The sequence below is a fragment of the Exiguobacterium sp. s122 genome, assembly GCF_018618475.1.
Lineage (GTDB): Bacteria > Bacillota > Bacilli > Exiguobacteriales > Exiguobacteriaceae > Exiguobacterium > Exiguobacterium himgiriensis.
Genome location: NZ_JACSMD010000003.1, coordinates 158,017 through 180,841 on the forward strand (window position 1 = coordinate 158,017; position 22,825 = coordinate 180,841).

A 22,825-nucleotide genomic window follows, 5' to 3' on the forward strand; every position below is an offset into this window, starting at 1 on the left:
TCAAATGCTCGAGGAAACGGCGGGCATTGACAGATTTTTTTACGTAGACGTAAACTAACGAAGGGAGGGAAGGATATGAAACAGAGAGAGAAAGGTGCGTATTGGCGCATGATTCGGCCGCATACGTTGACGGCAAGCTTTATTCCGGTGTTGCTCGGGACGTTTATCGTCGTCGGTCAAGTCGAGTTGAAATGGGGATTGTTTTTAGCAATGCTCATCGCGTCCGTCTTGATTCAAATCGCAACGAACTTATTTAACGAATACTATGACTATAAACGTGGTCTGGACCATGAAGGATCGATTGGAATCGGTGGCTCGATTGTCCGGGATGGCTTCACGCCAGGGCAAATACTCGGGATTGCCCTCGGGATGTATGGGGTCGCGGCCGCGCTCGGTCTCTATATTGCCGCGTCTACAAGCTGGCACTTATTATGGATTGGCGCCTTGTCGATGGTCGTCGGCTATTTGTATACGGGCGGGCCGCTGCCGATCGCCTATACACCATTTGGCGAGCTGGTCGCGGGACTATTCATGGGATATGTCATTATCGGGATTTCTGGATATATTCAAGTCGGGACGGTGACGACTGAACTGCTCATCGTCTCATTCCCGATGGCACTGTTGATCGGGGCGATTTTACTCGCCAACAACATTCGAGATTTAGACAATGATAAAGAAAATGGGCGGAAGACGATTGCGTGTCTCGTCGGGCATCAGCGAGCGGTGCTCGTCTTGGCGGGGTTCTTCGTGACGGCGCTTGTTGGAATCCTAATCGGTGTTGTCGTATACGACGTCACGCCATGGGTGCTCTTATCACTACTCACGATCCCGCTCATGATTCGTGCAGTGAAACGTTTCTGGGTGAAACGTGAACCAATCGAACTCATGCCGGCGATGGCGATGACCGCGAAAGTGAACACGTTGTTTGGCGCGTGGATGGTCATTGGATTATTGGTCGCTCGAATCATCGCATAACAAAAAGGAGTGGGGAAGATGACAGTCGTAAAAGACATGTTAGCGTTCAATAAACAGTTCGTGACAGAAAAGAAGTATGAACCGTTCGTATCCGATAAATTTCCGGATAAGAAAATCGTCATTTTGACATGTATGGATACACGTTTGACAGCACTATTGCCACAAGCGCTCGGATTGAAGAATGGGGACGCGAAAATCATCAAAAACGCAGGGGCAGTCTTGTCGCACCCGTTCGGTTCAGTCATGCGTTCCATTCTCGTCGCTTTGTACGCACTCGGTGCCGAAGAAGTGATTGTCATTGGACATTATGATTGTGGGATGGCTGCGATTGACCCGAATGCGGTCATCAGTGAGATGGAACGGCGCGGGATCGATCCGCAGACGCTCCAAACGCTTAAAGCATCAGGAATGGATTTGGAGAAGTGGTTACATGGGTTTGATTCGGTCGAGGCGAACGTCAAAAACTCGGTCGGTCTCATTCGAAACCATCCGCTCTTGCCACCCGAGACGAACGTTCATGGATTCGTTATTGATCCGGGGACAGGGCGCCTTGACGTAGTCGAGGGATAACGAAAAAGGCGAACTCGATTGCGAGTTCGCCTTTTCTTATCCATACGTATTGATTGGGATGTCTTTGTAGTCGTCTTCGGTTTCGCCTTTTTTCTTCGCTTTCTTGTTCTTCTTAAAATCACGTTCATACGCTTGTTCGCTCGGTGTTTTGAAGAAGCGCATCCACGTGGCGTTAATCTCCGAGCCAATCAAAATGATCATCCCGGTCAATTGGAGCCAGAGTAACGTGACGATAATCCCGCCGAGCGATCCGTACGTCGAATCGTAATTGCCGAAGTTCGATACGTACAGACTGAATCCGAGCGAGACGAGCTGCCACGTGATGACACCGAAGATTGCACCCGGGATTGTACTTTTCCAAAAGACGTGCTGTTGGGGCGCAATCTTATAGAAGATGGAGAGTGTCAAAATCAAGATGATCGTCGTCAACGCATAACGGAAAATGTTGATTAAAATGACATCTGCCCCAGAAATCGGGAGAAACTTGGTGAAAAACGAGATGATTTGCGAACCGAATACGTTCGAGACGATGAGGAGCAATACGCCCACGCCAAGTAGGAACGTCAACCCGAGGGCAATCCCTTTACTGACAAAGAATTTGCGTTCATTCTCTTCACCGTATGCGTGAATCGCCATATTGATGAGTCGCTCGACCCCTTTTGAAGCGGACCAAATCGCTAAAATCGCACCGATTGAGAGCAAGCCGCCGCGAGGTTCCCCGAGCGCTTCAAAAATACCGGTTAGAAACTCGGTAGCCGCGGCGCCGGGTGCCAAATCGTTCAACTGCTCTTGAAACGACGCCTGTGTGATGTCAAAGAACGACAATAAGGCGAGGATGAAGATGATTCCTGGAAAAATAGACAAAAACCAAAAAAAAGCGAGCGTCGCACCAAAATCTTGGACGTTATGCTCTTTAAATCGACGCAACAGTTCCTTCCCGAACGAGAGCCAATTCTTTTTTTCTTTCACTTCTTTCGTATCCATAGCCTACCTCCCAAACGTTATCGTTAGAAACCATCTTCCCGATTTGGAGGGAGGTTACACCATGAATTCAATCTTCGGCTAACGTTTTGTCATAGAAGCGCGTCGAGGTCTGGCTGAGTAGTTCCGCGAGCGAAGGGGGACGGACCGGGAGGTGACTAAGGGCACTCCGTTTAATCCACATCGGCGTGTAAGAACCTTCCGTCTGTTCGGCTTGGAACTCTTCGCCTGTCCCGGTACCGAATTCGCCTCCGGTGATGCGTGCCCAATAATAAGGGTTCAATTCGCCGTTAAATGCGACATGTGCGGCGACACCTTCGAGTTCGATCTGAACGCCGAGCTCTTCATGCGCTTCACGAATCGCCGTTTCTTCCGTCGTATGACCGAACTCGACACCGCCGCCCGGAAAGACATAATACAGGACGTCCGCTTTCTCACGTCGAATGAGGGCGACCTCGTCTTGTTCGTTGACGAGAATAATGGCGCTACGTTGTTTCGTTCTCATAAATCCAATCATTCCTTTCGGTATCCGAGAACAAAACGCATCGACGCGGCGGTCGATGCGTTAGTTCAGTCGTGGGTAGGTTGTTCGAGGGAAGCATACATCTCAGGCGTCAATCCGTTGTCATGAGAACCGATGACTTTGCCAGCGACACGCATGCCGAGGCGAAGTGCATCTTCAATCGAATGTTCTTTCATGAGTTCAGAAATGACGGCGGAGAAGAAGGAATCCCCGGCGCCGGTTGAATCGGCGACTTTCACTTTCGTCGTTGGCACATGGCCTTGTTCATTCGTACGAAGGTCGACATAGACCGCCCCGAGTTCGCTCATCGTGACGATTGTGAGCGGTGCGCCTTTCATCGCAAGCACTTCCGCGACGCGAAGGGCATCGTCGACCGTGACGATGGACATGTCCGAGAGGATCTCGGCTTCTTCACGGCTGCAGATGAAGCCCGTGAAGCCTTGAAGCAAGTGACGGTTGCGTTCGATGACCGAGAGGTGACCACATACGCCGTATAACGGTAACTTCATCTCACGACACAATTCAATCGTCTCATTCAAGACGTTGACCGACAAGTCGAGGTCGATCGCGACGGCCTTACTCTCAGCGAACACAGTGTCGATGCGACGGAGAATACATTGTTCCATCATCGCTTCGTCAGGCTGTTTAGAGATTGACGTCTGGAGGTCACCGTTGTTGTCCATGACCGCGAGCCACATGCCCATGCCGTTGTCGTCGAGTAAGTCGACATGGTCGACGTTGACGTTCAAACCGCGGAGTTCTTCCAGAACACCGATGCCGATTTGATCGTTCGTCACGGTCGAGACGAAACGGACATCGTTCCCGAGTACGCCTAAGTTTTGGGCGACGTTTCGACCTGTCCCGCCGTTTGAGAACGCGATGTCTCCGACGTTTTTCGCGTCTTTGTGAAGCGGGGCGAACGATGTTCCTTTTATGTCGACAAACACTTTGCCGATTACTGCAATCGTATTCATACCTTGTACCACCTTTAGCCAATCTACCTATTGTTTCGGTCTGTTAGACACATTGTTTCCATTATAGCGAAATCGGCATTTGCTTTCAATGACGGTTTCGTGTCGTGTCGAAAAATGTCAGTCCCACGAAGAGCTAAGCAAACGCAGCCCGTTTAAAATGACGAGAATGGTCGACCCTTCATGTCCGACGACGGCGAACGGCATGACGAGTAACTCAAAGATGTTCGTCGCAATCAAGACGAGGATGACCCCGAGAGCGAAGACGACATTTTGAAGGACGATGCGATTCAATTTGCGCGACTGCTCAATCGCTGAGCTGAGGCGAACGAGGTCATTTTTCATAAGCACGACATCCGCCGTCTCCAGTGCCGCGTCCGTCCCTTCTCCCATCGCGATTCCGACGTCAGCCGTCGCGAGCGCCGGCGCGTCATTGATGCCGTCGCCAATCATGCCGATTGAACCATACTCCGCTTTTAACAACTTGACTTGCGCGACTTTTTCTTCTGGTAAGCATTCCGCGATGTAGCGAGTGAGTCCGGCTTCTGTCGCGATGGCGCGGGCTGTCGACTCGTTGTCACCGGTAATCATAATCGTCGCGATGCCGAGACGATTCAAGCGTTCAATCGCTTGTTTTGCTTCAGGACGGAGCGTGTCACGGAGAGCGAACGCGCCGAGTGTGCGTGACGCGTCACTAATGAAAACGAGCGTGTGACCAGCTGACTTCAACCGATTGACTTGATCCGTGAAGAAATCACCGCTTCGGTCCGCAAACTTTTGTTTACCGACCCGATACGTCATCCCGTCAATCGTTGCCTCGATCCCCGAACCGGTCACATCTTTGAACTCTTCCATGACGCCTTTGTGTTTCCCTGTATAGGCGACGAGTGCTTCGGCGAGCGGATGCATCGAATGTTCTTCAATCAAGCTGACGATTCGGTAGACGTCGTCTTGTGCGACATCTGGGTGCAGCAAGACGTGTTGGACCTCAGGTTTACCGATCGTGAGCGTGCCGGTCTTATCGAACGCAATCGCTTTAAGCCGTCCCATATTCTCGATGTGGGCGCCTCCTTTAAAGAGAATTCCGTGCTTCGCGGAAGCGGCGATTGCTGCCAAGGCGGCTGGAGTGATCGCGGCGACGAGGGCACAAGGGGAGGCGACGACGAGCAAAATCATTCCACGGTAAATACTCGTCTCGAGTGACCATGATGTAAGGAAAGGACCGAGTAAAATGATGGCCGTGACGGAGGCGAGCACGATTTGAACGTAACGGCCTTCGTAGCGGTCGATGAACTGAGCAGAAGGAGACTTTTCTTCTTGCGCTTGTTGGACCATTTGAATGATTTTTTGGAACAACGTTTCCGTGGCGAGCTTTGTGACTTCGATCGTTAAGACGCCGTTCAAGTTGACGCTTGAACCGAACACGTCGTCGCCGATGCCGCGGTCGACCGGAATCGACTCGCCCGTGATGGCCGCTTCCTCAATCGAAGCGTTCCCACTTAGGATGCGTCCGTCAACCGGGATGCGCTCGCCCGGGCGAACGTAAATCTGGTCGCCGACGGCCAAGTCTTCGATTTGGACGACTTCGAGTCTGTCGCCGGTGACGCGCGTTGCTTGTTCAGGTTGCAGTTCCATGAGTGATTCGAGGGCACGCTCATTTTTGTTCATCGTATACGTCTCGAGCGCACCGGATAAAGCGAAAATGAAAATGAGGATGGCGCCTTCCATCCAATACCCGATCGAGGCGGCTCCGATTGCTGCGATAATCATCAACAGCTCGACGTTCAGTGATCTGGTTTCCCACGTGTCGGTCAATCCTTCTTTCGCTTTGGCGTAGCCGCCGATTAAAAAGGCGCTCAAATACAGAGTGACGTAGACTGACGGCGCTCCAACTTGTTTTTCAGCGAGATAAGCGAGTACAATCAATACACCGCTGACGAGCGCCATGATGAGCTCGATATGCTCGAGCCAACTTGCCCGTTTGAATACGTGGCTTTTTTCGTGTGGGACGGTTGATGTGTTCATGAAGCACCTCTTTCTAATTGATAATGGATATCACTTAAATGATAATAATTGAGGATGATTATCATTATCTATCCCCTTGAAAATAGGGTTTATTTACGGGATTACTGATTTCCTTATTTATAATGATTATCATGTAAATTCATTTTATCATGGAAGAGAACAACTCACAAACTATAAGATTAAGGAGGTTTGGTGACATGCCCAACTTGTTTCAACGGCCTTGGACCGTCACGTTGTTCGCATTGTTGAACACGTTTTTATGGGGAAGTGCATTCCCTTTCATCAAGCTGAGCTATGATGCGCTCGACATCGGTGCAGACGAATATGGACAACAACTCATTTTTGCCGGAGAGCGTTTTTTGCTCGCTGGCGTGCTCCTGTTACTGATCAGTCGCACGATCTTCAAACGACCGATCCGTCTGACGGTCGAGCGTGTAAAGGCGTATACACATCTCGGTACGTTTTTGACATTTTTTCAATACTTATTCTTTTATGTCGGGTTATCACTCTCAACGGGTGTTCAAGGATCGATTATCGCGGGGGCGACCTCTTTCTTCCAAATGGCGCTTGCCCATTTCCGTTATGAGGACGACCGGTTGAACCGGTTGAAAGGCATCGCCCTCACGCTCGGCTTTTCTGGAATCGTGATCGCCAACTGGCCGTCTGCGAGTTCAGAGATTGGTTTTGGGGTCGGGGAAGTGTTGCTTATTATGGCGATGATTTCGGGGGCGTTCGGGAACTTGATTGCGAAAGATTACGCACGAAACCATGACGTCGCACCGATGACGGCTTGGGCGATGGTGTTCGGGTCGCTCGGGTTACTCGTCGTCGGACTCGTGCTTGACCCAAGCGGCGTGTTCATCCCCTATACGGCGAAGACGCTCCTGTTCCTTTTATACTTGGCCCTCTTGTCTGCGGTCGGCTTCACATTATGGAACACCTTGATGAAATATAATCCGGTCAGCCGTGTGTCGCTCTACATGTTCTTTGTTCCCTTATTCGGGGTCATTTTATCGAGCCTTTTACTCGGCGAGGCGATTCCGTTGAACGCACTCGTCGGACTCTTGTTCGTCGTTGCCGGAATCTATTTGTCCACTTATTTCCAAGGGCGTCAACGCACGTTCGGTCGGAAATGAATAGGAAGCGCGATTGACGGAAATGCATTCTCATGGCAAAATATATTAAAAATTCTGAATTCTTTCAGTTCACTGTCGGTCTTCGTCGTAAAGACTTGCGTACACAGTATTGCAAAGAAAGGAGGAAAGGACGTGACGAGAAACCAGATTGTCCGCAATATCCTTGTCTCGCGTCAACCGCGTGACGAGTATGTCAAGTACGTGATGAAGTGCGTGAGTCGGGGGTTGAAAGAGCACCATGACCAAGTGGATGCGCGTGCCGTGCGACAAGGCGACGACATTCAGACGAAATGGCAAATCAACGACCGGGTCATCGAGGTGACGCTCAAGTCGGACGTGTTGGCCACACTTGAGACAGAACCGTATGCGCTCGATGAGGTTTTCATTCAAGCGTTCGAACGAAACGACGTCCGTGTCGGTCCAAGAAGAGAATAAACGATAAGGGATGGGGTTCCGGAGAGCCCCATCCCTTATTAAATGTCGATCGGTTTGGCTTTTGCTGTAAACAGACTGACGGCGAGGATGCCAAGAATGAGCGCATACATGAGAAAGTATACGTCTTTTGGCAAACTGATCCAAAACGCGCCAATCATCGGTCCGCTAATCGAACCAACACTGAATGCAATGCTATAAAGCATGTTGCCCGTCGGCAAAAGTGAACGGGGCAACACCTCGGTCATGTGGGCGAGTCCGAGCGAATACGTCGAACCGAGCCCGGCCCCGGCCAAGGCGAACAAGACGAGGAGCCACGCATAATGGTCGACGGCTAAGTTGGCGATTGCAAAGAGCACGGTGCCGATCGTCAACACGATTTGTAAAATGCGTTTCTTCCCGAAGTGGTCGGCAAGGCGACCGAGGGGAAGTTGAACGAGAATCGAGGCGACGATGAACGTCGTGATGAGCGTACTCGTCTGGGCAAGCCCGATGTCGTTTCGAACCGTGAAGATTGGCAAGTTCGCATTCAAGCTCGCCTCGAGAAACCCGTATGTAAAGGCAGGGAGTAGCGTATAGCCGGCCCCGATCATGACGAGTCGAATCCGACCGGTCGAATCTGTTTTAACCTTCTCGGCTTCGGGAAACTCGTTCTCGACTTTAAAGATGAGAAAGAGAGACGCGAGACAGAAGAAGATTAAGACGACGAACGGTAACCAGAAATGCAAATCGACGAGCGGTGCGATGAGCGGACCGACTGCGAAGCCGAGACTAAACGACATCCCGTAGTACGCCATCGCGCGGCCGAGACTGCGTTTTTCGCTCACGGACGTCACCCACACTTGCGAGCCATAATGGAGTGCGGAGTCGCCGAAACCGATGACAAATCGCATGACCGCCCAGGCGAGAAGCGTCGGCCACAGGGGGAGGAAGAACGTCGCGAGTGCCGTCAAGACGATGCCGAGAACGATCGTCGGTCGAAACCCGTACTTACGGACAAACCGTTCGAGTAGCGGCGCGGAGACGATGACGCCGAGATAGAGCATCGTAGCGTTTAAGCCGTTCAACCATGCCGGGTTGCCGTCGCGTTCGATAAGCGTCGACAACAGCGGGATGAGCGCCCCTTGAATCAAACCGGAAATAAAGACGATGAGTAATAAAATTGAAAAACGAAATCGTTGCATAGTTCACCTCGTGAGCACATAGTAAAAAGCTGAGAAGAATCTCAGCTCTTTGTTTCGTCAATCGGTTGGGAGAGATGATTCAAATGTAAGAGCTCGTCGTCCCAACTGCCTTGACTAAAGACTTCATCACGGTCTACTTTGTCTGAAACGAATGCGGCTGTCAATAAGATGCTGAGCACACCGCCGAAAATGACGATGGCCATGACGGTTATCATAAGAATATAGATCGCAGTCATCACACACACCTCGATTCAGTTTAGTTACTAAACATTTCCCGATGAGAAGAAATTAAAACGGTTCGGCGACACGTTTTTGAAAGTCGATGTCCGGATAATATGCTTGTTTGACAAGCGCGTTCGGGCCAAGACATTTCACCGCGGGACAATGACAAGACAATGTCGCGTTCAAGGCGCTGTTCGTCCACGTCTCATACGCCTCTTGGAACGATGTATCGTAAAGCGTCCCGAGTGAACCGAGCTCGTCGCCGAAATCGGTGACGATGATCTCGCCATCGAAAATGTTCGTGTTAAGACGGGAACGTCCGTCCGGATCGTTTCGGACCGTGACGTTTTTCGACTCATGCAGCCGCTTCAATAAGGCACGGTCTTCTGGTAAATCGGAGCACGCATAGAACGGCAACGTGCCGAACAACATCCAGACGTTTTCGTCGCGCACGTCGAGCAGGTCGTGAATGGCTTGGCGAATGTCCGGGAGCGAGGCCGATTCGAGCGCACTCGCGAAATCGGCAGGGTACATCGGATGCACCTCCATCCGCTGACAGCCGAGTGAGACGATCTCTTCATGAATCGCTTTCAGGTGCGGGATCGTCCGTTTGTTTAACATCGTCTCAGCTGACACGATGACCCCTTCAGAAGTGAGGGCCCGGGCATTGTCTTTCATCGTTTGAAGCATCTTCCGACGAGCCGTTTCGCTCGGCTTCCGGTCCATCATCGCAAAGCCACCTTCTAAAAAGTCTTCGTCCGTTCCCCAGTTATGGGAGATGTGCAAAACGTCGAGGTAAGGGGTAATAAGATGGTAGCGAGACAGCGGTAGGGTCAAGTTCGAGTTGATTTGCGTCCGGGCGCCACGTTCCTTCGCATAACGGAGGAGCGGCACGACGTAGTTGCGGACCGACTTCATCGAGAGCATCGGCTCACCACCCGTAATCGAGAAGGCACGTAAATGTTCAATCTCATCAAGACGCGAGATGAGCAGTTCGAGCGGCACTTCCGGTTCTTCTGTCTGGTCGAGCATATAGCCGACGGCGCAATGCTCGCAACGCATGTTGCATAGTTTGGTCGTCGTCACTTCGACGTTCGAAAGGACGAGACGGCCGAACTCGGTTTGATCGAGATAGGCTTCCCATGGATCAAACGTAATCGAGATGTTTTGCATGTTGATTCCACCTTTTCATCTAGTCACACGAAATAGTATGCTATAATAACAACTCTTTGTCACGAACCAAAGGAGCGATCATGAGATGGGTAAATCACGAACCGATACGGCAGGAAAAATGAATGTGTTGAAATCGAGAACGGAATTGCTCTGTCTATCAGTCAATACGTTGGACGAGCACACGACGCCAGAGGATTTGCATCGCCTGTTAGCTGACATTGATTCCTTACGTGCGAAAGTCGTACGTTACGCCAAAGATTTAGAACAAGGATCGAAAGGATGAAACACATTGAAACTGATCGTAGGAGATTATAAGAGCGTTACCGCTGAACGCCTTGGGATTAACGGGGAAGGGATTGCGACCATCAATCGGATGGTCGTCTTTATTCCGAACTTGTTGCCGGGCGAAGAGGCGAAAGTAGAGATCACGCGCGTCGAACGTAATTATGCCGAGGCTCGTGTCGTCAAGCGCGACAATGCGTCAAAAGACCGCGTTAAACCGCCATGTCCGATTTATGACGAGTGCGGGGGCTGTCAGATTCAGCATATGAGCGCACGCCTGCAGATGGAATATAAGGAAGAAATCGTACGCAACGCGTTCCGTCAAAAGACGAAATTGAACGTCGACAAATCGGACATTCGTCCGACGATTGGAATGGAAGACCCTTGGTATTATCGCAATAAATCGCAATTCCCGCTCAGCGTCCGCCGTGGGGAAATCGTGTCGGGCCTCTATAAACCGAACTCGAACCACCTCGTCCCAATCGAACATTGTATGGTCCAACAGCGTGATACGACGAACATCAACAATGCCATCGTTCGCATCTTAAATGAACTCGACATCCCGGTGTACGATGCGCGTCGTGATACCGGCTGTGCTCGGACGATCGTCGTCCGTTCCGGATACAACACGAATGACGTACAGGTCGTGCTCGTCGTCGGACATGAGGACGTGCCAGACTTAGATGAACTGAGTGACCGGATTATGGCGTTACCAAACGTCGTCTCGTTCCATTTGAACATCAACTCGAACCGTTCAAGCGTCATTTTCGGTTATCGGACGGTCCACATCGCGGGCCAAGAGAAGATGGACGAACGGCTCGACGACGTCCATTACCACTTGTCGCCACGCGCGTTCTTCCAATTGAACCCGGCCCAAACCGAGGTCATGTATCGGGAAGTTGTCGAGGCGGCCGCTTTGACGGGCGAGGAACGTGTCATTGACGCGTACGCCGGTGTTGGCTCGATCGGACTTTGGCTCGCACCACACGCCAAAGAGATTCGTGGGATGGAAGTCGTGCCGGAAGCCGTCGAAGACGCAAATGCACACATGCGCGAGAACGGCTTTAATCATGCGACGTACGTCGAAGGCCGGGCCGAGCATTGGATTCCACGGTGGGTGAAGGATGGATGGATCCCTGACGTCATCGTCGTCGACCCGCCGCGCACGGGGGTGGATCACCAACTATTAAATGCAATCATTTCTTCAAAGGCGCAGCGACTCGTCTACGTATCTTGTAATCCACAGACGCTTGCTCGTGATGCGGATCAACTTATGAAGGCCGGATACAAAGTCAACTATATCCAACCGTATGACATGTTCCCACAAACGTCGCATGTCGAGTCGGTCGTCGTCTTTGAGAAAAAGAAAAAGAAGAAATATTGACAAGACAATGAAAACACTTGAGTAGAAAGCGTTTTCATTGTATAGTTCAGATGTCAGACTTCCTTTATTATATGAAGCGGAGGAACATTCTATGATTCCACAAGACCGAGTGAACGAACTTGTCCAAAAGGCGATTGCGGCCCGTACGCGCGCTTATACGCCTTATTCAAAATTCAATGTTGGCGCCGTCGTCATCGATGAGGCGGGGAAAGAGATTTCAGGTTGCAACGTCGAGAACGCCTCCTACGGATTGTCGATGTGCGCCGAACGGACGGCCATCTTCAAGGCCGTGTCAGAAGGCAGCAAGACGATTGAGACGGTTGTCGTCGTTGGCGACACCGACGGGCCAATCTCGCCGTGCGGCGCTTGCCGTCAAGTCATCGCTGAATTTGCAGGTGACGACTTCACGTTGATTTTAGCGAATATGGCGGGCGACACGAAAGTGATGACGAAAGAAGAAATGTTGCCGTATGGATTTTCACCAAGCGATTTAACATAAAACCAACTGGGTGCCTGCACCCAGTTGGTTTTTTATCGACCATTGTACCGTTTTTCACTCGAAGAATCGTTCTTTGTCTTCCGCTTTTCTTTTTCTTCTTTCATCTCCTGGTTTAAGTCCTCGACCGGGATTGGATCGACCGTCTCCATACCTTCTTGATCGTATATGCTTTCTTTCTCCGTATCGAGTGCATCAGGATTATCGAATGGCCGGTTAGATGATTGTTTGGATTTTTTCATCGTCATCGCCTCCTTCTGTTTTGTCCTATTCCACTTCTGGATTTCATGTAAACGCTTCATGAAATGGTTTCAATTTGGGAGAAGGGTGGAATTATCCGTACATAGTGACTAAGGAGGGGTAGCATGGATAAGAAAGTGTTGATGGGCATCGTCCTCGGCGTCGCCGGGGCCGCGCTCGTGGCGCCGAAAGTGGCAGCATTGTTGACGCAAGACCGAGAGGACGACACGTGGAGCAAGATGGACCGGATGGAGAGTGTCGACTCGGATAAGGACGAGGCCGAGGAAGGGCTCACCCAACTTGATTCGAGCCATCGGGCCGAGTGGCAAGCGAACGGCTTCCCGCAGACCCACGCCGAGCGTGAACGTCTCATGAACGAGTCCGAAGATTCGTTCAAAGGGCAAGACATATAAAAAAGGCAGCCGCGGCTGCCTTTTTTATATGTCAAATTCGTCGTCTGGTAGCAGGGGGAGTCCGAGTGTAACCGTCGTCCCGTGACCGACTTCTGATGAGAAGTGAATGGACCCATCATGGCGTTCCATAATGTGTTTGGCGATGGCGAGCCCGAGCCCGGTGCCACCGTCTTCGCGAGTCCGGGACTTGTTGACACGATAAAAGCGTTCCGTCAACTTGTCGAGGTCTTCCCGTGGGATGCCGCGACCTTCGTCTTTAATCTCGGTAATCGCATAGCCTTCTTCGGAAAACGTCTTCACATGAATCGATTTGCCGGCCTCCGTATACCGTAGCGCATTATCGAGCAAGTTCCCGACGACTTGCTCAAGTCGGTCGTGATCCCCGAGGATGATGAGGTCAAAGTCGAGTTCGGTCTCGATGGAGACCCCTTTTGCCTGGGCGATCGGTTCGAACCGATATAGGACGTCCTCGAGCACTTGCGAGTAAACGACCGGCTCTTTCGTCATCGGATACGAGTCACGCTCCAGTTGGGCTAGATCGAGCAAATCGTTGACGAGCCGTTGCAACCGCTCCGTCTCGTTCTCGATGATGTCGTAGTATTGCGCTTTCGTCTTTTCATCGAGTGACGGGTCTTGCAGCATCTCCGTATAGCCGCGAATGTAAGATAACGGTGTCCGGAGCTCGTGACTGACGTTCGCTAAAAACTCTTTCCGTTGCTCTTCAACGAGCCCGAGTGATTCAGCCATCCGGTTAAGCGTTTCGGCAAGTTCCCCAATTTCGTCATCATAATAGATGGGAATCCGATGTGAAAAATCACCTTTGGCATACACTTGCGAGGCACGCTTCATCTGGATGAGTGGCTGAATGATTGTGTCGATGATTTGCGTTCCGAAGATGAGCAGATTGACGACCATGAGGATGAGTAAAAATGTGATCATGAGCCGAATCGGTTGGAACGGCTCGCTGATTTTACTCAGCTCCATATAGAGGATGAGCGCATTGTCGAGCTCGCCATCACGGATGAGCGGAAAGGCCGACATGAGAATATCGACGTCCTCCGTCGGGTGTTTCCGTGTGACCGAGATGGCGTAACCGTCTTGCAGTCTAGCTAAGTCTTGTTCGCGTAAGAACGTCTTCCCTGAGCCAAGCCCGTCTTCTTTAACGGAAGAGAGGAACACTTTTGTCTCGGTCAGCTCGTTCGTGTAGGTCATACTGTCTGAGAACGCGTCAGAGAACCCGTCCGCCTTGTAGATGGTGACGAGTTTCTCTCCGCGGTTGATGAGCAGTTCTTCTTGCGTCTGGATATAGAACTTGTCGTACAAGTAAAACGTCATGATGATGAACACGAACGCGGAGAAGAGGCTGGCCGTCCAAATGGTGATCCAAATCCGCTTCCGGATCGTGTATTGTTTCATACGTTCGCCTCGAACTTATAGCCGATCCCCCAGACCGTTTGAATGTAACCGCCGGCTTCACCGAGTTTCAGGCGGAGCGTTTTAATGTGCGTGTCGACCGTACGGAGATTCCCGTGATACTCGGTGCCCCAAATCTGGTCGAGCAACTGTTCACGAGAGAACACTTTCTCTTCGTTCGTGATGAACAAGTAGAGGAGGTCAAATTCTTTTCGCGTCAAGTTGACGGTTTTTCCTTTTACGCTGACCGCACGTCCTTCGATATCGATGGATAAAACACCGACATCGAACGTCGCTTCTTGTTCTTTCGAGAAGTTGTGCGTCCGACGAAGCGTCGCTTCGATTCGGGCGAGTAGTTCTCGCGGACTGAACGGCTTCGTGATATAGTCATCCGCTCCGATTTTCAATCCATGGATGCGGTCGAGCTCCTCGGAACGGGCCGTGAGCAAGATGATCGGCACGTTCGAGAATTCACGGATGCGCATGCAGGCCGTGAGTCCATCGAGTTCAGGCATCATGACATCGAGCAAGACGAGGTGGAACGATTGTGCTTTCAACAGTTCAATTGCTTCAAGCCCGTTCGTCGCCGTGATGGTCTCATATCCTTCTTTTTCTAGGTTCGAGACGAGCAAATCGCGCATTTGTTCTTCGTCATCTGTCACTAAAATTCGAAACGTTGGTTCTGACATGGTTCATTCTCCTTTACAAAACAGTTAACGGGGCGTGTGACAATTCCCCCATACTTCTATCATACCTATCTCTCCGAATTAGAACAGAAATATTCATTGCCGTAAAGTTGTCCCCATGCAATCCACACAAAAACGCCACAAAAAAGCCAATTCTTTGTCAGAATTGGCTTAGGCTTCGAGTTGTGCCTCGTAGGCAATCTCGAATTCTGGAGCGTGGAGCGAGTGCAAGTAGAGCTGGAAGCTCGACTTGGATACTTCATATAATACGTACTCGACATCCCCTTGATTGATTTCAGCAAGCAGTTCCGAACGAACCTCATTGGCACAAAAAGCGTACGGCAACTTTTCAGCCGCGGCGATCGAGCGCTCATTTGATTTTCGGATTTTTAAAAAGACACTTTCGATGTCAAGCTCGAAGAATAGTTCTGAGAAGAACGCCTCTTTCGCGACTTGATTGTAACCTTTCCCGTGATACGGTTTGCCAAGCCACGTACCGAGGAACCCATAGCCGGATTCCACATCGAACAAGCTGATCGTCCCAATCGGGGTCCCGAACTCGTTCGTGATGGTGCGTGAGATGATGTTTCCTTGCTCTTCTAGCTCGATGACTTGCTTCGTGCTAAATAAAAACTCGTCAAAATGGACCGTCTTTTGACGGACATACGGAAAGACATCTGGGTGTTGCATCAGTTCGAACAACTCCGCGCAGTCGGTGAGCTCACGAAATTTGAGCACCTTTACATTCCTCCTCCTATTTCAGACCGCTGAAGAATAGTCGTAACGAAAGCATACTTCTGGCTTCGCTGTTCGAACCGCCTTGGTTGCTTTTTTGAAGTTACAAGATAATTTTATATAGAATTTTTAAAAAAGCAAGTAAATTATGCGTAAAAACGGTTATGAAAAATAATGAAAATTAGTCCATCTCATGATGTGTCTTGGCGCGTTCTGTCGCATAGACGATTTGGCCGTTTACAATCGTCATAATCGGCTTCGACATATAGTCGAGTGGGAAGTGGCTCCACAAGACGAGGTCGGCATCTTTCCCGACTTCGAGCGAGCCGATGCGGTCATCTACCCCGAGCGATTCGGCGGGGTGAATCGTGATGGCACGGAGTGCGACATCGACCGGCAATCCTTCACGCGCGGCAAGGCCAGCGCAAAGATTCAAGTATTGGACCGGTGTATACGGATGGTCCGTCGTGATGGAGACGATCATTCCGTGTTCATGTAAGATCCGATACGTCTCCCACGTTTTGTTTTGCAACTCGATTTTCGATTTACGTGTGAACGTCGGACCGACAGTGACGTGCTTTACCCCGAGTTCCTGTAACTTTTCGGCAACGAGATGGCCTTCTGTACAATGCTCGATACGATAGTCAAGGTCGAACTCTTTAGCAAAGCGAACCACAGAGAGGATGTCATCGGCGCGGTGGGCGTGGACCCGAACCGGCATCTTTCGGTCGAGGGCGAGTTGGATCATTTGGCTCCCGAACGTGCCAATCGTCTTTGTCGAGTCGACGGTCCGGAACGCTTCGCGGAGAAGTCCCATGATTCCCATCCTCGTCAAATCTCCCGTTTTCCCCATACTGTGGATGCGCTTCGGGTTTTCGCCGAGCGCCATCTTGAGGCCGGCGTATTGCCTGAGAATCATGTCTTCGATGAAACGACCGTGTGTCTTGATGACGCTCGTCACGCCACCGATTACGTTCATACTGCCTGGCATGACTTGTACGGCGGTCACACCGGCCATGAGGGCTTCTTCGAAACCTTCGTCAAGCGGATAGACGCCGTCAATCGCGCGAGCATGCGGTGTCATGGCTTCGACCGTCTCGTTCGCATCGTTTCCGACAGAGCCGGTTCCTTCATCGTATAAACCGAGGTGTGTGTGGGCATCGATGAAGCCAGGGAACAAGAAATTCCCTTCAGCCTCGATGACCGTCTCCCCTTCGAGCGGGTCGAGTAGGTCGGCCAATTCGACGATTTTACCGTCCTTGACACGTAAATCTCCGTAAAAATGGGGGGAGGTAATCGGGTAAATATGGGCGTTACGAATCAATAAGTTGCTCACGTAATGTAAATCCTCCTCAAGTTAAATGTAGCAGTTGTTTTAATGCAGGCTCCAGTGTCTCATAGCGGAATTTGAACTGATGATTGAGTGCTTTTGTCGGGACGACTTTCGCGCCTTCGAGGACGATGACGCTCTTCTCGCCGAGTGCGAGCTTCAAGAGCGGCGCCGGGGCAGGAATCCAGTGCGGGCGATGCATGACGCGGGCGACGGTTCGACCGAACTCGTCCATCGTGACCGGCGTTGGGGCCGTCCCGTTGACAGGACCTTCAATCGTCGGCGTTTCGATGACATGGACGAACAAGCGAACGAGGTCGTCAAGATGAATCCAAGGGACCCACTGTTTCCCGGAGCCGATTTTTCCACCGACACCGAACGTGTAGGGCAGCTTCATGAGTGGAAACGCGCCGCCGTCATTCGACAGGACGACGCCGGTTCGCATATAAGCAAGGCGAATTCCCATCTCTTTAATCGGATCGGCTTCTTTTTCCCAAAGGACGCACACGTTGCCTAAGAAGTTCGTACGGTCTGGGAGCGGAGTGGATTCGGAGTAGGTAATGGTCCGGTCTTCCCCATAAATCCCGATAGCCGAACCACTGATGACGACACTCGGCTTTTGTTTCATGTTTTTAATGATCCGGACGAGCTCTCTCGTCCCATCGAGTCGACTTTGTAGGATGGCTTGTTTTTGTTTGTGGGTCCAACGCCCATCATTGATTGAGGCGCCGGCTAAGTGGATGAACGCATCGACGTCTTGAAGCGCCGTTTCCGGGTGGCTGTCTGGGGTCATCCATTCCACGAAGGAGATGCCTCGTTGCCGTGGCCGCGGATTGCGCGTCAAGACGATGACTTGATGGCCGGCTTCAGCAAGGGCGCGGACGAGCGGACGACCGATGAGCCCGGTTCCGCCAGTAATTGCAATTTTCATAAAGTGTCCCTCCAGTATATTGAAGCGATTTCAAAACGGGTATGAGTTCCATAAAGAAAGCGGACCGTTCCTATTGTGAATACCCTTTCTTCTAACTTATCAAAAATCCTTCTTGAGCGGGGAACGTGATATGTTAGAACTAGGAAAAGGAGGGTTTTTGTGAAAATTGCCAAGTTTACGACGCAACAGAAAAACAAAGACCGGCTAAACGTCTTCGTCGAGAAAGACGGCAAAGAAGAGTTCGCTTTCGCCATCGATGTCGACGTCTTTATTAAATATGGATTGACGCGAGGGATGGAGCTTGAAGACGACTTCGTCCGAGACGTACTCGAAGCCGAAGAAGAGCAAAAGGCGTACAAAGCAGCCGTCAACTATTTGTCATACCGAATGCGCGCCGTCCGAGAGGTGCATGACTATTTGATAAAGAAAGAAGTGAGTGAACCGGTCATTAAACGGGTCACGGAGCGTCTCATTGAACAACGTTATTTGAATGATGCCGAGTTCGCCAAAGCGTACGTTCAAACAAAGTTTAATACAAGCCCGAGCGGACCTGTGAAAATCAAACGAGAGCTCGCACAGTTCCATATCGCACCCACAATCATTGAAGACGTGATCGCTACAATCACGCATGAGGATCAACTCGAAAAAGCCGGAAAGTTTGTAAAAAGGAAACAAATGGAAACGAATCGACGTTCCGCCACAGAAGTGCAACAAAGAATTCAACAAACCCTGATGCAAAGGGGTTTCACGTTTGATATTATTTCAGAGGCGATTCATACGTTTTGGGAAAACGAGGATGAGGACGTCGAGCTTGCGGCCTGTCTGACACAAGCCGAAAAGTTGAATCGAAAGTATAGCGGGTATGATGCATTCGAACGGAAACAGCGTATGAAGATGCAGCTTCGGCGCAAAGGGTTTCCGTATGATGTCATCGAGCGCGCGTTAGAGCGGCTCGTTGAAGAACAATCGTAGTGGGACATCGGTTTACGGTATAGGGGAAAAAACTGAAAAGGTGGGTCTACATTGACGATTTTCGAATGGATTACAGCACTGATGCCGATTGTATCGGTGCTTATCTTACTGGTCATTATGCGTTTGCCGGCATCGGTTGCGATGCCATTATCACTCGTCTTAACTGCCATTCTCGCGTTCTTCGTATGGCAACTCGACGCTACACAAATCACGGCGGCCGTCCTGCAAGGGCTCGTCATCGCCATTACAGCGGCTTGGATCGTGTACGGTGCGATTGGAATGATGAACACGATGAGAGAAGGGGGCGGTATGAACGCCATCCGCTCCGGGTTCGTCACGATTACACCGGATCCACGGATTCAAGTGCTCATCGTCGGCTGGTTGTTCGTTTCCTTCATCGAAGGTGCCTCAGGATTCGGGACACCGGCTACAGTCGCGGCCCCGCTTCTAATTGCACTAGGCTTCCCACCGATTGCGGCTGTCGTCATCGCACTGTCGGCCGACGTTTCCGCCGTCACGTTCGGCGCGGTTGGGACTCCTGCATTAATCGGAATCGGGAACGGTCTTTCGCTCGACGTGAGTCAACCGGAGTCCATTGAATTTTTGACGAGTGTCGTCCTGCAGACGGTCCTCATCGATATGGTCGTAGGTCTCTTTATCCCATTCATTTTGATTTTAATGTTGACTCGATTCTTCAGTAAAGAAAAGTCGGTCAAGCCAGCGTTTGATGTATTACCGATCGCACTTGTCGCTGCCCTCGTCTACAGTATCCCGGCGTACTTGTGGACGCTCGTCCTCGGATTCGAGTTCGGTGGTATGCTCGGCGGTTTGACGGGTCTCGTCATCTTAGTCACGATGGCGAAGAAAGGTATTTTGATGCCGAAACGCGTCTGGACGTTTGACGGGTACGCCGATGAACTCGGCGAACCGGTTGAACAACCGACTGTGAAAACAGGAAAGCGCGAACTTCCCCAGTGGAAAGCATGGGCACCTTACTTGATCTTGACGGTTTTCCTCATCTTGACACGGACTGTCCCGTTCTTGAATGAACTGACGCGAAGTATTCGCATTAATTTGCCAGACATTCTAGGGGTCGCCGGAATTTCGACCTCGTGGGAACCGTTCTACTCGCCAGGGTTCATGTTTATTTTGACGATCATCACGACGTTCTTCTTACACAACATGAGTTGGTCGCAAGTGACGTCGGTGTTTAAATCGACGACACTCGGTATCGGCGGGACACTGATCACGCTCGCGGCTTCTGTTCCGATGGTCCGGATTTTCATCCATTCAGAGAACGGCGGGGCGGGACTAGGTTCCATGCCGGTCGAACTCGCCTCGGCAGCGGCCGAAGCGTTCGGTGGCATTTGGCCAATCGTCGCGCCGTGGATTGGGGCGCTCGGATCGTTCGTATCCGGATCGGCCACATTCTCGAACATGATGTTCTCGAGCTTGACGACGAGTGTCGCCGAATCGGTCGGCATGAGTGAGACGCTCGCCTTGTCGATGCAAATGGCCGGCGCGAACGCCGGGAACATGATTTGTGTCTTGAACGTCGTCGCCGTCGCCTCTGTTGCCGGCCTACTTGGTAAAGAAGGGACGATTATCCGCTATACGCTCATGCCGATGATTTATTATGTCGTGGCGACGGGGATTGTCGGTGTGATTTTAGCGACATTCTTCATCAACTAAAATAAATTACAATTTCTTTACAAAATCATATTGACAATTTTCAGAACAGTCTGCTAAGGTTTTAGTAGATTTTCAAACTATGAAACGAGAGGAGCCAGCATGATGAAGTTCATCACAACACTACAACACACACACACAACATCATATGGCTACTCGTATTTGACTGCTTAAACGGGCAGCTGGATAGGGGTAGTGTCCTTTCCCTGACCATGCAAAAGACTGAAGACTGTCAAGCGCACTTCATCCGATTGGTTGCACAATCAGGTGACGTGCGCTTTTTTGTGTGCTTGGAAAGGACGGAAGGGGGAAATCAGTCATGAAACTGATTAAACAATTGGATTGGTTTATTAAACGGCAAAAACGGACGTATGTCATCGCCATCATTCTGTTAATCATTACCGGTGTCATCGACATGTTGCCACCGTGGATTATCGGTCAAGCGATCGATGCGATTCGAGAGGGGAGTTTGACGACGGAACGGCTCGTCCTAATCGTCGGGTCGCTACTCGGTATCATGGTCTTGTCGTACGTCATGTCGTACCTATGGATTGCCCGTTTGTTCGGGACGGCCTTTTTACTAGAGAAAAAACTGCGGGGGCGTTTTTTCGGTCATTTGCTCCGTCAGACGCCGCGGTTCTATCAACAGCACCGCACGGGTGATTTGATGGCGCTTGCGACGAACGACTTGAAAGCGGTCGAACGGACAGCTGGGTTCGGCGTCATGACGCTCGTCGATTCGTTCAACATGACGCTCATCGCACTCACCATTATGGGTGTCTTCATCGATTGGAAACTGACGCTCGCGGCACTGTTGCCGATGCCGATTCTCGCCTGGTCGATGAATAAGCTCGGCCGACAAATCCACGCGCGTTTCACGGCGGCCCAAGACGCGTTCGGTGTCATGAACGATCAAGTCGTCGAGTCGATTTCAGGGCTTCGTGTCGTTCGCTCGTTCGTCCAAGAAGATGCGGACACGAAGAAGTTCGACACGATCACAGACGATGTGATGGCGAAAAACATGCACGTCGCCAAAATCGATGTCTTGTTCGAACCGGTCATCAAACTACTCGTCGGACTCAGTTACTTGATTGGCTTGTCGTTCGGGACGTATCTCGTCTTTACAAACGACATTACGCTCGGTCAGCTCGTCTCGTTCAATATTTATCTCGGGATGCTCATTTGGCCGATGTACGCCTTCGGGGAATTGATTAACGTCGTCCAACGCGGAACGGCGAGCTTAGAGCGGATTGAAGCGACGATGAACGAACGGCCAGACGTCGAGTCGACGGGGACGGCGGATGTCGCCGTACCTGAAAAAATCACGTTCAAGTCGCTCACGTTCACGTATCCAGGATCGAACCGTGCGTCACTTGAAGACATCGTGCTCCACGTATCACGTGGAGAAACGATTGGGATTGTCGGACCGACGGGGGCAGGGAAGACGACGCTCTTGCGTCAACTGCTCCGGGAATACCCGATTGATGACGCACTGCTCGTCAACGGCATCCCGATCTCAGACATCAAACTCGAACAAGTCCGCGGGTGGAGCGGCTACGTGTCGCAAGAACACTTGTTGTTCTCGAAGACGGTCCGTGACAACATCTTGTTCGGTTCAAACGATGCGACCGAGGACGACCTTCAAACGGCCATCCGTCTGGCTGCGTTTGACTCGGACATCAATCATTTAGAGAACGGACTCGACACGGTCGTTGGTGAGCAAGGGGTCATGCTGTCAGGTGGACAAAAACAACGTCTCTCGATTGCCCGGGCCCTGCTCAAAGACCCAGAGATTCTATTGCTCGACGATTCGCTCTCGGCGGTTGATGCCAAAACGGAGTCACGCATTATCGACTCGGTCCGGACGAGCCGAGCGGAACAGACGACGTTCATCGTCGCACACCGCTTGTCAGCCGTCGCTCATGCCGATCAAATTCTCGTCTTACAAGACGGCCGCGTCACCGAACGTGGCACACACGACCAACTGATGGAACGCCGTGGTTGGTATTACGAACAGTACGTTCGACAAGGAGAGACGGAGTAATCCGGGAAAGGGGGAATC

Annotated in this window: 24 protein-coding genes; 11 read left to right on the forward strand and 13 right to left on the reverse strand. The window is 51.1% G+C overall.

The genetic code is table 11. The features are described 5' to 3' along the window. The first annotated feature begins 75 nt into the window (after window positions 1–75). Window positions 76–975 carry a 1,4-dihydroxy-2-naphthoate polyprenyltransferase gene (locus KNP92_RS13255; RefSeq protein ID WP_214841297.1) on the forward strand — a complete coding sequence of 300 codons (900 nt, stop codon included), beginning with the start codon at window positions 76–78 and terminating at the stop codon, window positions 973–975. An 18-nt stretch (window positions 976–993) separates the two neighbouring features. Further along, on the forward strand, window positions 994–1,545 hold the full coding sequence (locus tag KNP92_RS13260) for a beta-class carbonic anhydrase (protein WP_214841299.1): 552 nt from the start codon (window positions 994–996) through the stop codon (window positions 1,543–1,545). 36 nt (window positions 1,546–1,581) lie between these two features. Here KNP92_RS13260 and KNP92_RS13265 read toward each other — a convergent pair whose 3' ends face one another. The 4 genes from KNP92_RS13265 to KNP92_RS13280 all read right to left on the reverse strand — a co-directional run bounded on the left by KNP92_RS13265 (window position 1,582) and on the right by KNP92_RS13280 (window position 6,045). Further along, window positions 1,582–2,529: a YihY/virulence factor BrkB family protein gene (locus KNP92_RS13265; protein WP_214841301.1), complete on the reverse strand. Its 948-nt coding sequence runs from the start codon at window positions 2,527–2,529 to the stop codon at window positions 1,582–1,584. 67 nt (window positions 2,530–2,596) lie between these two features. Continuing rightward, window positions 2,597–3,031, reverse strand: a complete 435-nt coding sequence (locus tag KNP92_RS13270) for an NUDIX domain-containing protein (protein WP_214841303.1) — start codon at window positions 3,029–3,031, stop codon at window positions 2,597–2,599. Window positions 3,032–3,096: 65 nt separating this feature from the next. Further along, window positions 3,097–4,023: a carbohydrate kinase family protein gene (locus KNP92_RS13275; RefSeq protein ID WP_214841305.1), complete on the reverse strand. Its 927-nt coding sequence runs from the start codon at window positions 4,021–4,023 to the stop codon at window positions 3,097–3,099. Between the two features lie 117 nt (window positions 4,024–4,140). Continuing rightward, window positions 4,141–6,045, reverse strand: coding sequence for a heavy metal translocating P-type ATPase (locus tag KNP92_RS13280; RefSeq protein ID WP_214841307.1), 1,905 nt, complete (start codon window positions 6,043–6,045; stop codon window positions 4,141–4,143). Window positions 6,046–6,242: 197 nt separating this feature from the next. Here KNP92_RS13280 and KNP92_RS13285 point away from each other — a divergent pair, with 197 nt between their 5' ends. Continuing rightward, window positions 6,243–7,181 carry a DMT family transporter gene (locus tag KNP92_RS13285; RefSeq protein ID WP_214841309.1) on the forward strand — a complete coding sequence of 313 codons (939 nt, stop codon included), beginning with the start codon at window positions 6,243–6,245 and terminating at the stop codon, window positions 7,179–7,181. A 132-nt stretch (window positions 7,182–7,313) separates the two neighbouring features. Further along, the gene (locus KNP92_RS13290) at window positions 7,314–7,616 is read left to right on the forward strand and encodes a hypothetical protein (protein ID WP_214841311.1); all 303 of its coding nucleotides are present in this window, start codon (window positions 7,314–7,316) and stop codon (window positions 7,614–7,616) included. 38 nt (window positions 7,617–7,654) lie between these two features. Here the strand turns inward: KNP92_RS13290 and KNP92_RS13295 are convergent, their stop codons facing one another. From KNP92_RS13295 to yfkAB, 3 genes are read right to left on the reverse strand one after another with little or no spacing between them, the layout of a single operon-like run. Next, window positions 7,655–8,797, reverse strand: coding sequence for an MFS transporter (locus KNP92_RS13295; RefSeq protein WP_214841313.1), 1,143 nt, complete (start codon window positions 8,795–8,797; stop codon window positions 7,655–7,657). A 41-nt stretch (window positions 8,798–8,838) separates the two neighbouring features. Next, window positions 8,839–9,033, reverse strand: a complete 195-nt coding sequence (locus tag KNP92_RS13300; RefSeq protein ID WP_214841315.1) for a hypothetical protein — start codon at window positions 9,031–9,033, stop codon at window positions 8,839–8,841. Window positions 9,034–9,085: 52 nt separating this feature from the next. After that, window positions 9,086–10,192 (reverse strand): radical SAM/CxCxxxxC motif protein YfkAB, encoded by a 1,107-nt coding sequence (gene yfkAB / locus KNP92_RS13305; protein ID WP_214841317.1) that lies wholly within the window; start codon window positions 10,190–10,192, stop codon window positions 9,086–9,088. Window positions 10,193–10,277: 85 nt separating this feature from the next. On the opposite strand from yfkAB, the gene KNP92_RS13310 reads away from it, so the two are divergent. The 3 genes from KNP92_RS13310 (at window position 10,278) to KNP92_RS13320 (ending at window position 12,357) form a co-directional block, all read left to right on the forward strand. Next, entirely contained in the window at window positions 10,278–10,475 is a 198-nt protein-coding gene (locus tag KNP92_RS13310) for a hypothetical protein (protein WP_024371614.1), read from the forward strand. A gap of 6 nt (window positions 10,476–10,481) precedes the next feature. Continuing rightward, a complete protein-coding gene (rlmD, locus tag KNP92_RS13315; RefSeq protein WP_214841319.1) occupies window positions 10,482–11,858 on the forward strand; it encodes a 23S rRNA (uracil(1939)-C(5))-methyltransferase RlmD in 1,377 nt (458 codons plus the stop codon). Window positions 11,859–11,949: 91 nt separating this feature from the next. Continuing rightward, window positions 11,950–12,357 carry a cytidine deaminase gene (locus KNP92_RS13320; protein WP_214841321.1) on the forward strand — a complete coding sequence of 136 codons (408 nt, stop codon included), beginning with the start codon at window positions 11,950–11,952 and terminating at the stop codon, window positions 12,355–12,357. A gap of 32 nt (window positions 12,358–12,389) precedes the next feature. Here the strand turns inward: KNP92_RS13320 and KNP92_RS13325 are convergent, their stop codons facing one another. After that, window positions 12,390–12,596 carry a hypothetical protein gene (locus KNP92_RS13325; protein WP_214841323.1) on the reverse strand — a complete coding sequence of 69 codons (207 nt, stop codon included), beginning with the start codon at window positions 12,594–12,596 and terminating at the stop codon, window positions 12,390–12,392. Between the two features lie 123 nt (window positions 12,597–12,719). On the opposite strand from KNP92_RS13325, the gene KNP92_RS13330 reads away from it, so the two are divergent. Next, window positions 12,720–13,007 (forward strand): hypothetical protein, encoded by a 288-nt coding sequence (locus KNP92_RS13330; RefSeq protein WP_214841325.1) that lies wholly within the window; start codon window positions 12,720–12,722, stop codon window positions 13,005–13,007. 24 nt (window positions 13,008–13,031) lie between these two features. Here KNP92_RS13330 and KNP92_RS13335 read toward each other — a convergent pair whose 3' ends face one another. The 5 genes from KNP92_RS13335 to KNP92_RS13355 form a co-directional block, all read right to left on the reverse strand. Beyond that, window positions 13,032–14,423, reverse strand: a complete 1,392-nt coding sequence (locus KNP92_RS13335; protein ID WP_214841327.1) for a sensor histidine kinase — start codon at window positions 14,421–14,423, stop codon at window positions 13,032–13,034. After that, a complete protein-coding gene (locus tag KNP92_RS13340; protein WP_214841329.1) occupies window positions 14,420–15,109 on the reverse strand; it encodes a response regulator transcription factor in 690 nt (229 codons plus the stop codon). Before KNP92_RS13340 ends, KNP92_RS13335 begins: the two co-directional genes overlap by 4 nt. A gap of 168 nt (window positions 15,110–15,277) precedes the next feature. After that, complete coding sequence (locus KNP92_RS13345; RefSeq protein ID WP_214841331.1) at window positions 15,278–15,844, reverse strand: GNAT family N-acetyltransferase; 567 nt, start codon at window positions 15,842–15,844, stop codon at window positions 15,278–15,280. A 178-nt stretch (window positions 15,845–16,022) separates the two neighbouring features. After that, a complete protein-coding gene (locus KNP92_RS13350) occupies window positions 16,023–17,177 on the reverse strand; it encodes an amidohydrolase (protein ID WP_214841333.1) in 1,155 nt (384 codons plus the stop codon). Between the two features lie 16 nt (window positions 17,178–17,193). After that, window positions 17,194–18,102, reverse strand: coding sequence for a TIGR01777 family oxidoreductase (locus KNP92_RS13355; RefSeq protein WP_214841335.1), 909 nt, complete (start codon window positions 18,100–18,102; stop codon window positions 17,194–17,196). Window positions 18,103–18,261: 159 nt separating this feature from the next. On the opposite strand from KNP92_RS13355, the gene KNP92_RS13360 reads away from it, so the two are divergent. The 3 genes from KNP92_RS13360 to KNP92_RS13370 all read left to right on the forward strand — a co-directional run bounded on the left by KNP92_RS13360 (window position 18,262) and on the right by KNP92_RS13370 (window position 22,807). Continuing rightward, entirely contained in the window at window positions 18,262–19,074 is an 813-nt protein-coding gene (locus KNP92_RS13360) for a RecX family transcriptional regulator (protein ID WP_214841338.1), read from the forward strand. Between the two features lie 51 nt (window positions 19,075–19,125). Continuing rightward, a complete protein-coding gene (locus KNP92_RS13365; RefSeq protein WP_214841340.1) occupies window positions 19,126–20,766 on the forward strand; it encodes an L-lactate permease in 1,641 nt (546 codons plus the stop codon). Between the two features lie 316 nt (window positions 20,767–21,082). After that, window positions 21,083–22,807 carry an ABC transporter ATP-binding protein gene (locus tag KNP92_RS13370; RefSeq protein ID WP_214841341.1) on the forward strand — a complete coding sequence of 575 codons (1,725 nt, stop codon included), beginning with the start codon at window positions 21,083–21,085 and terminating at the stop codon, window positions 22,805–22,807. Window positions 22,808–22,825: the final 18 nt, after the last annotated feature.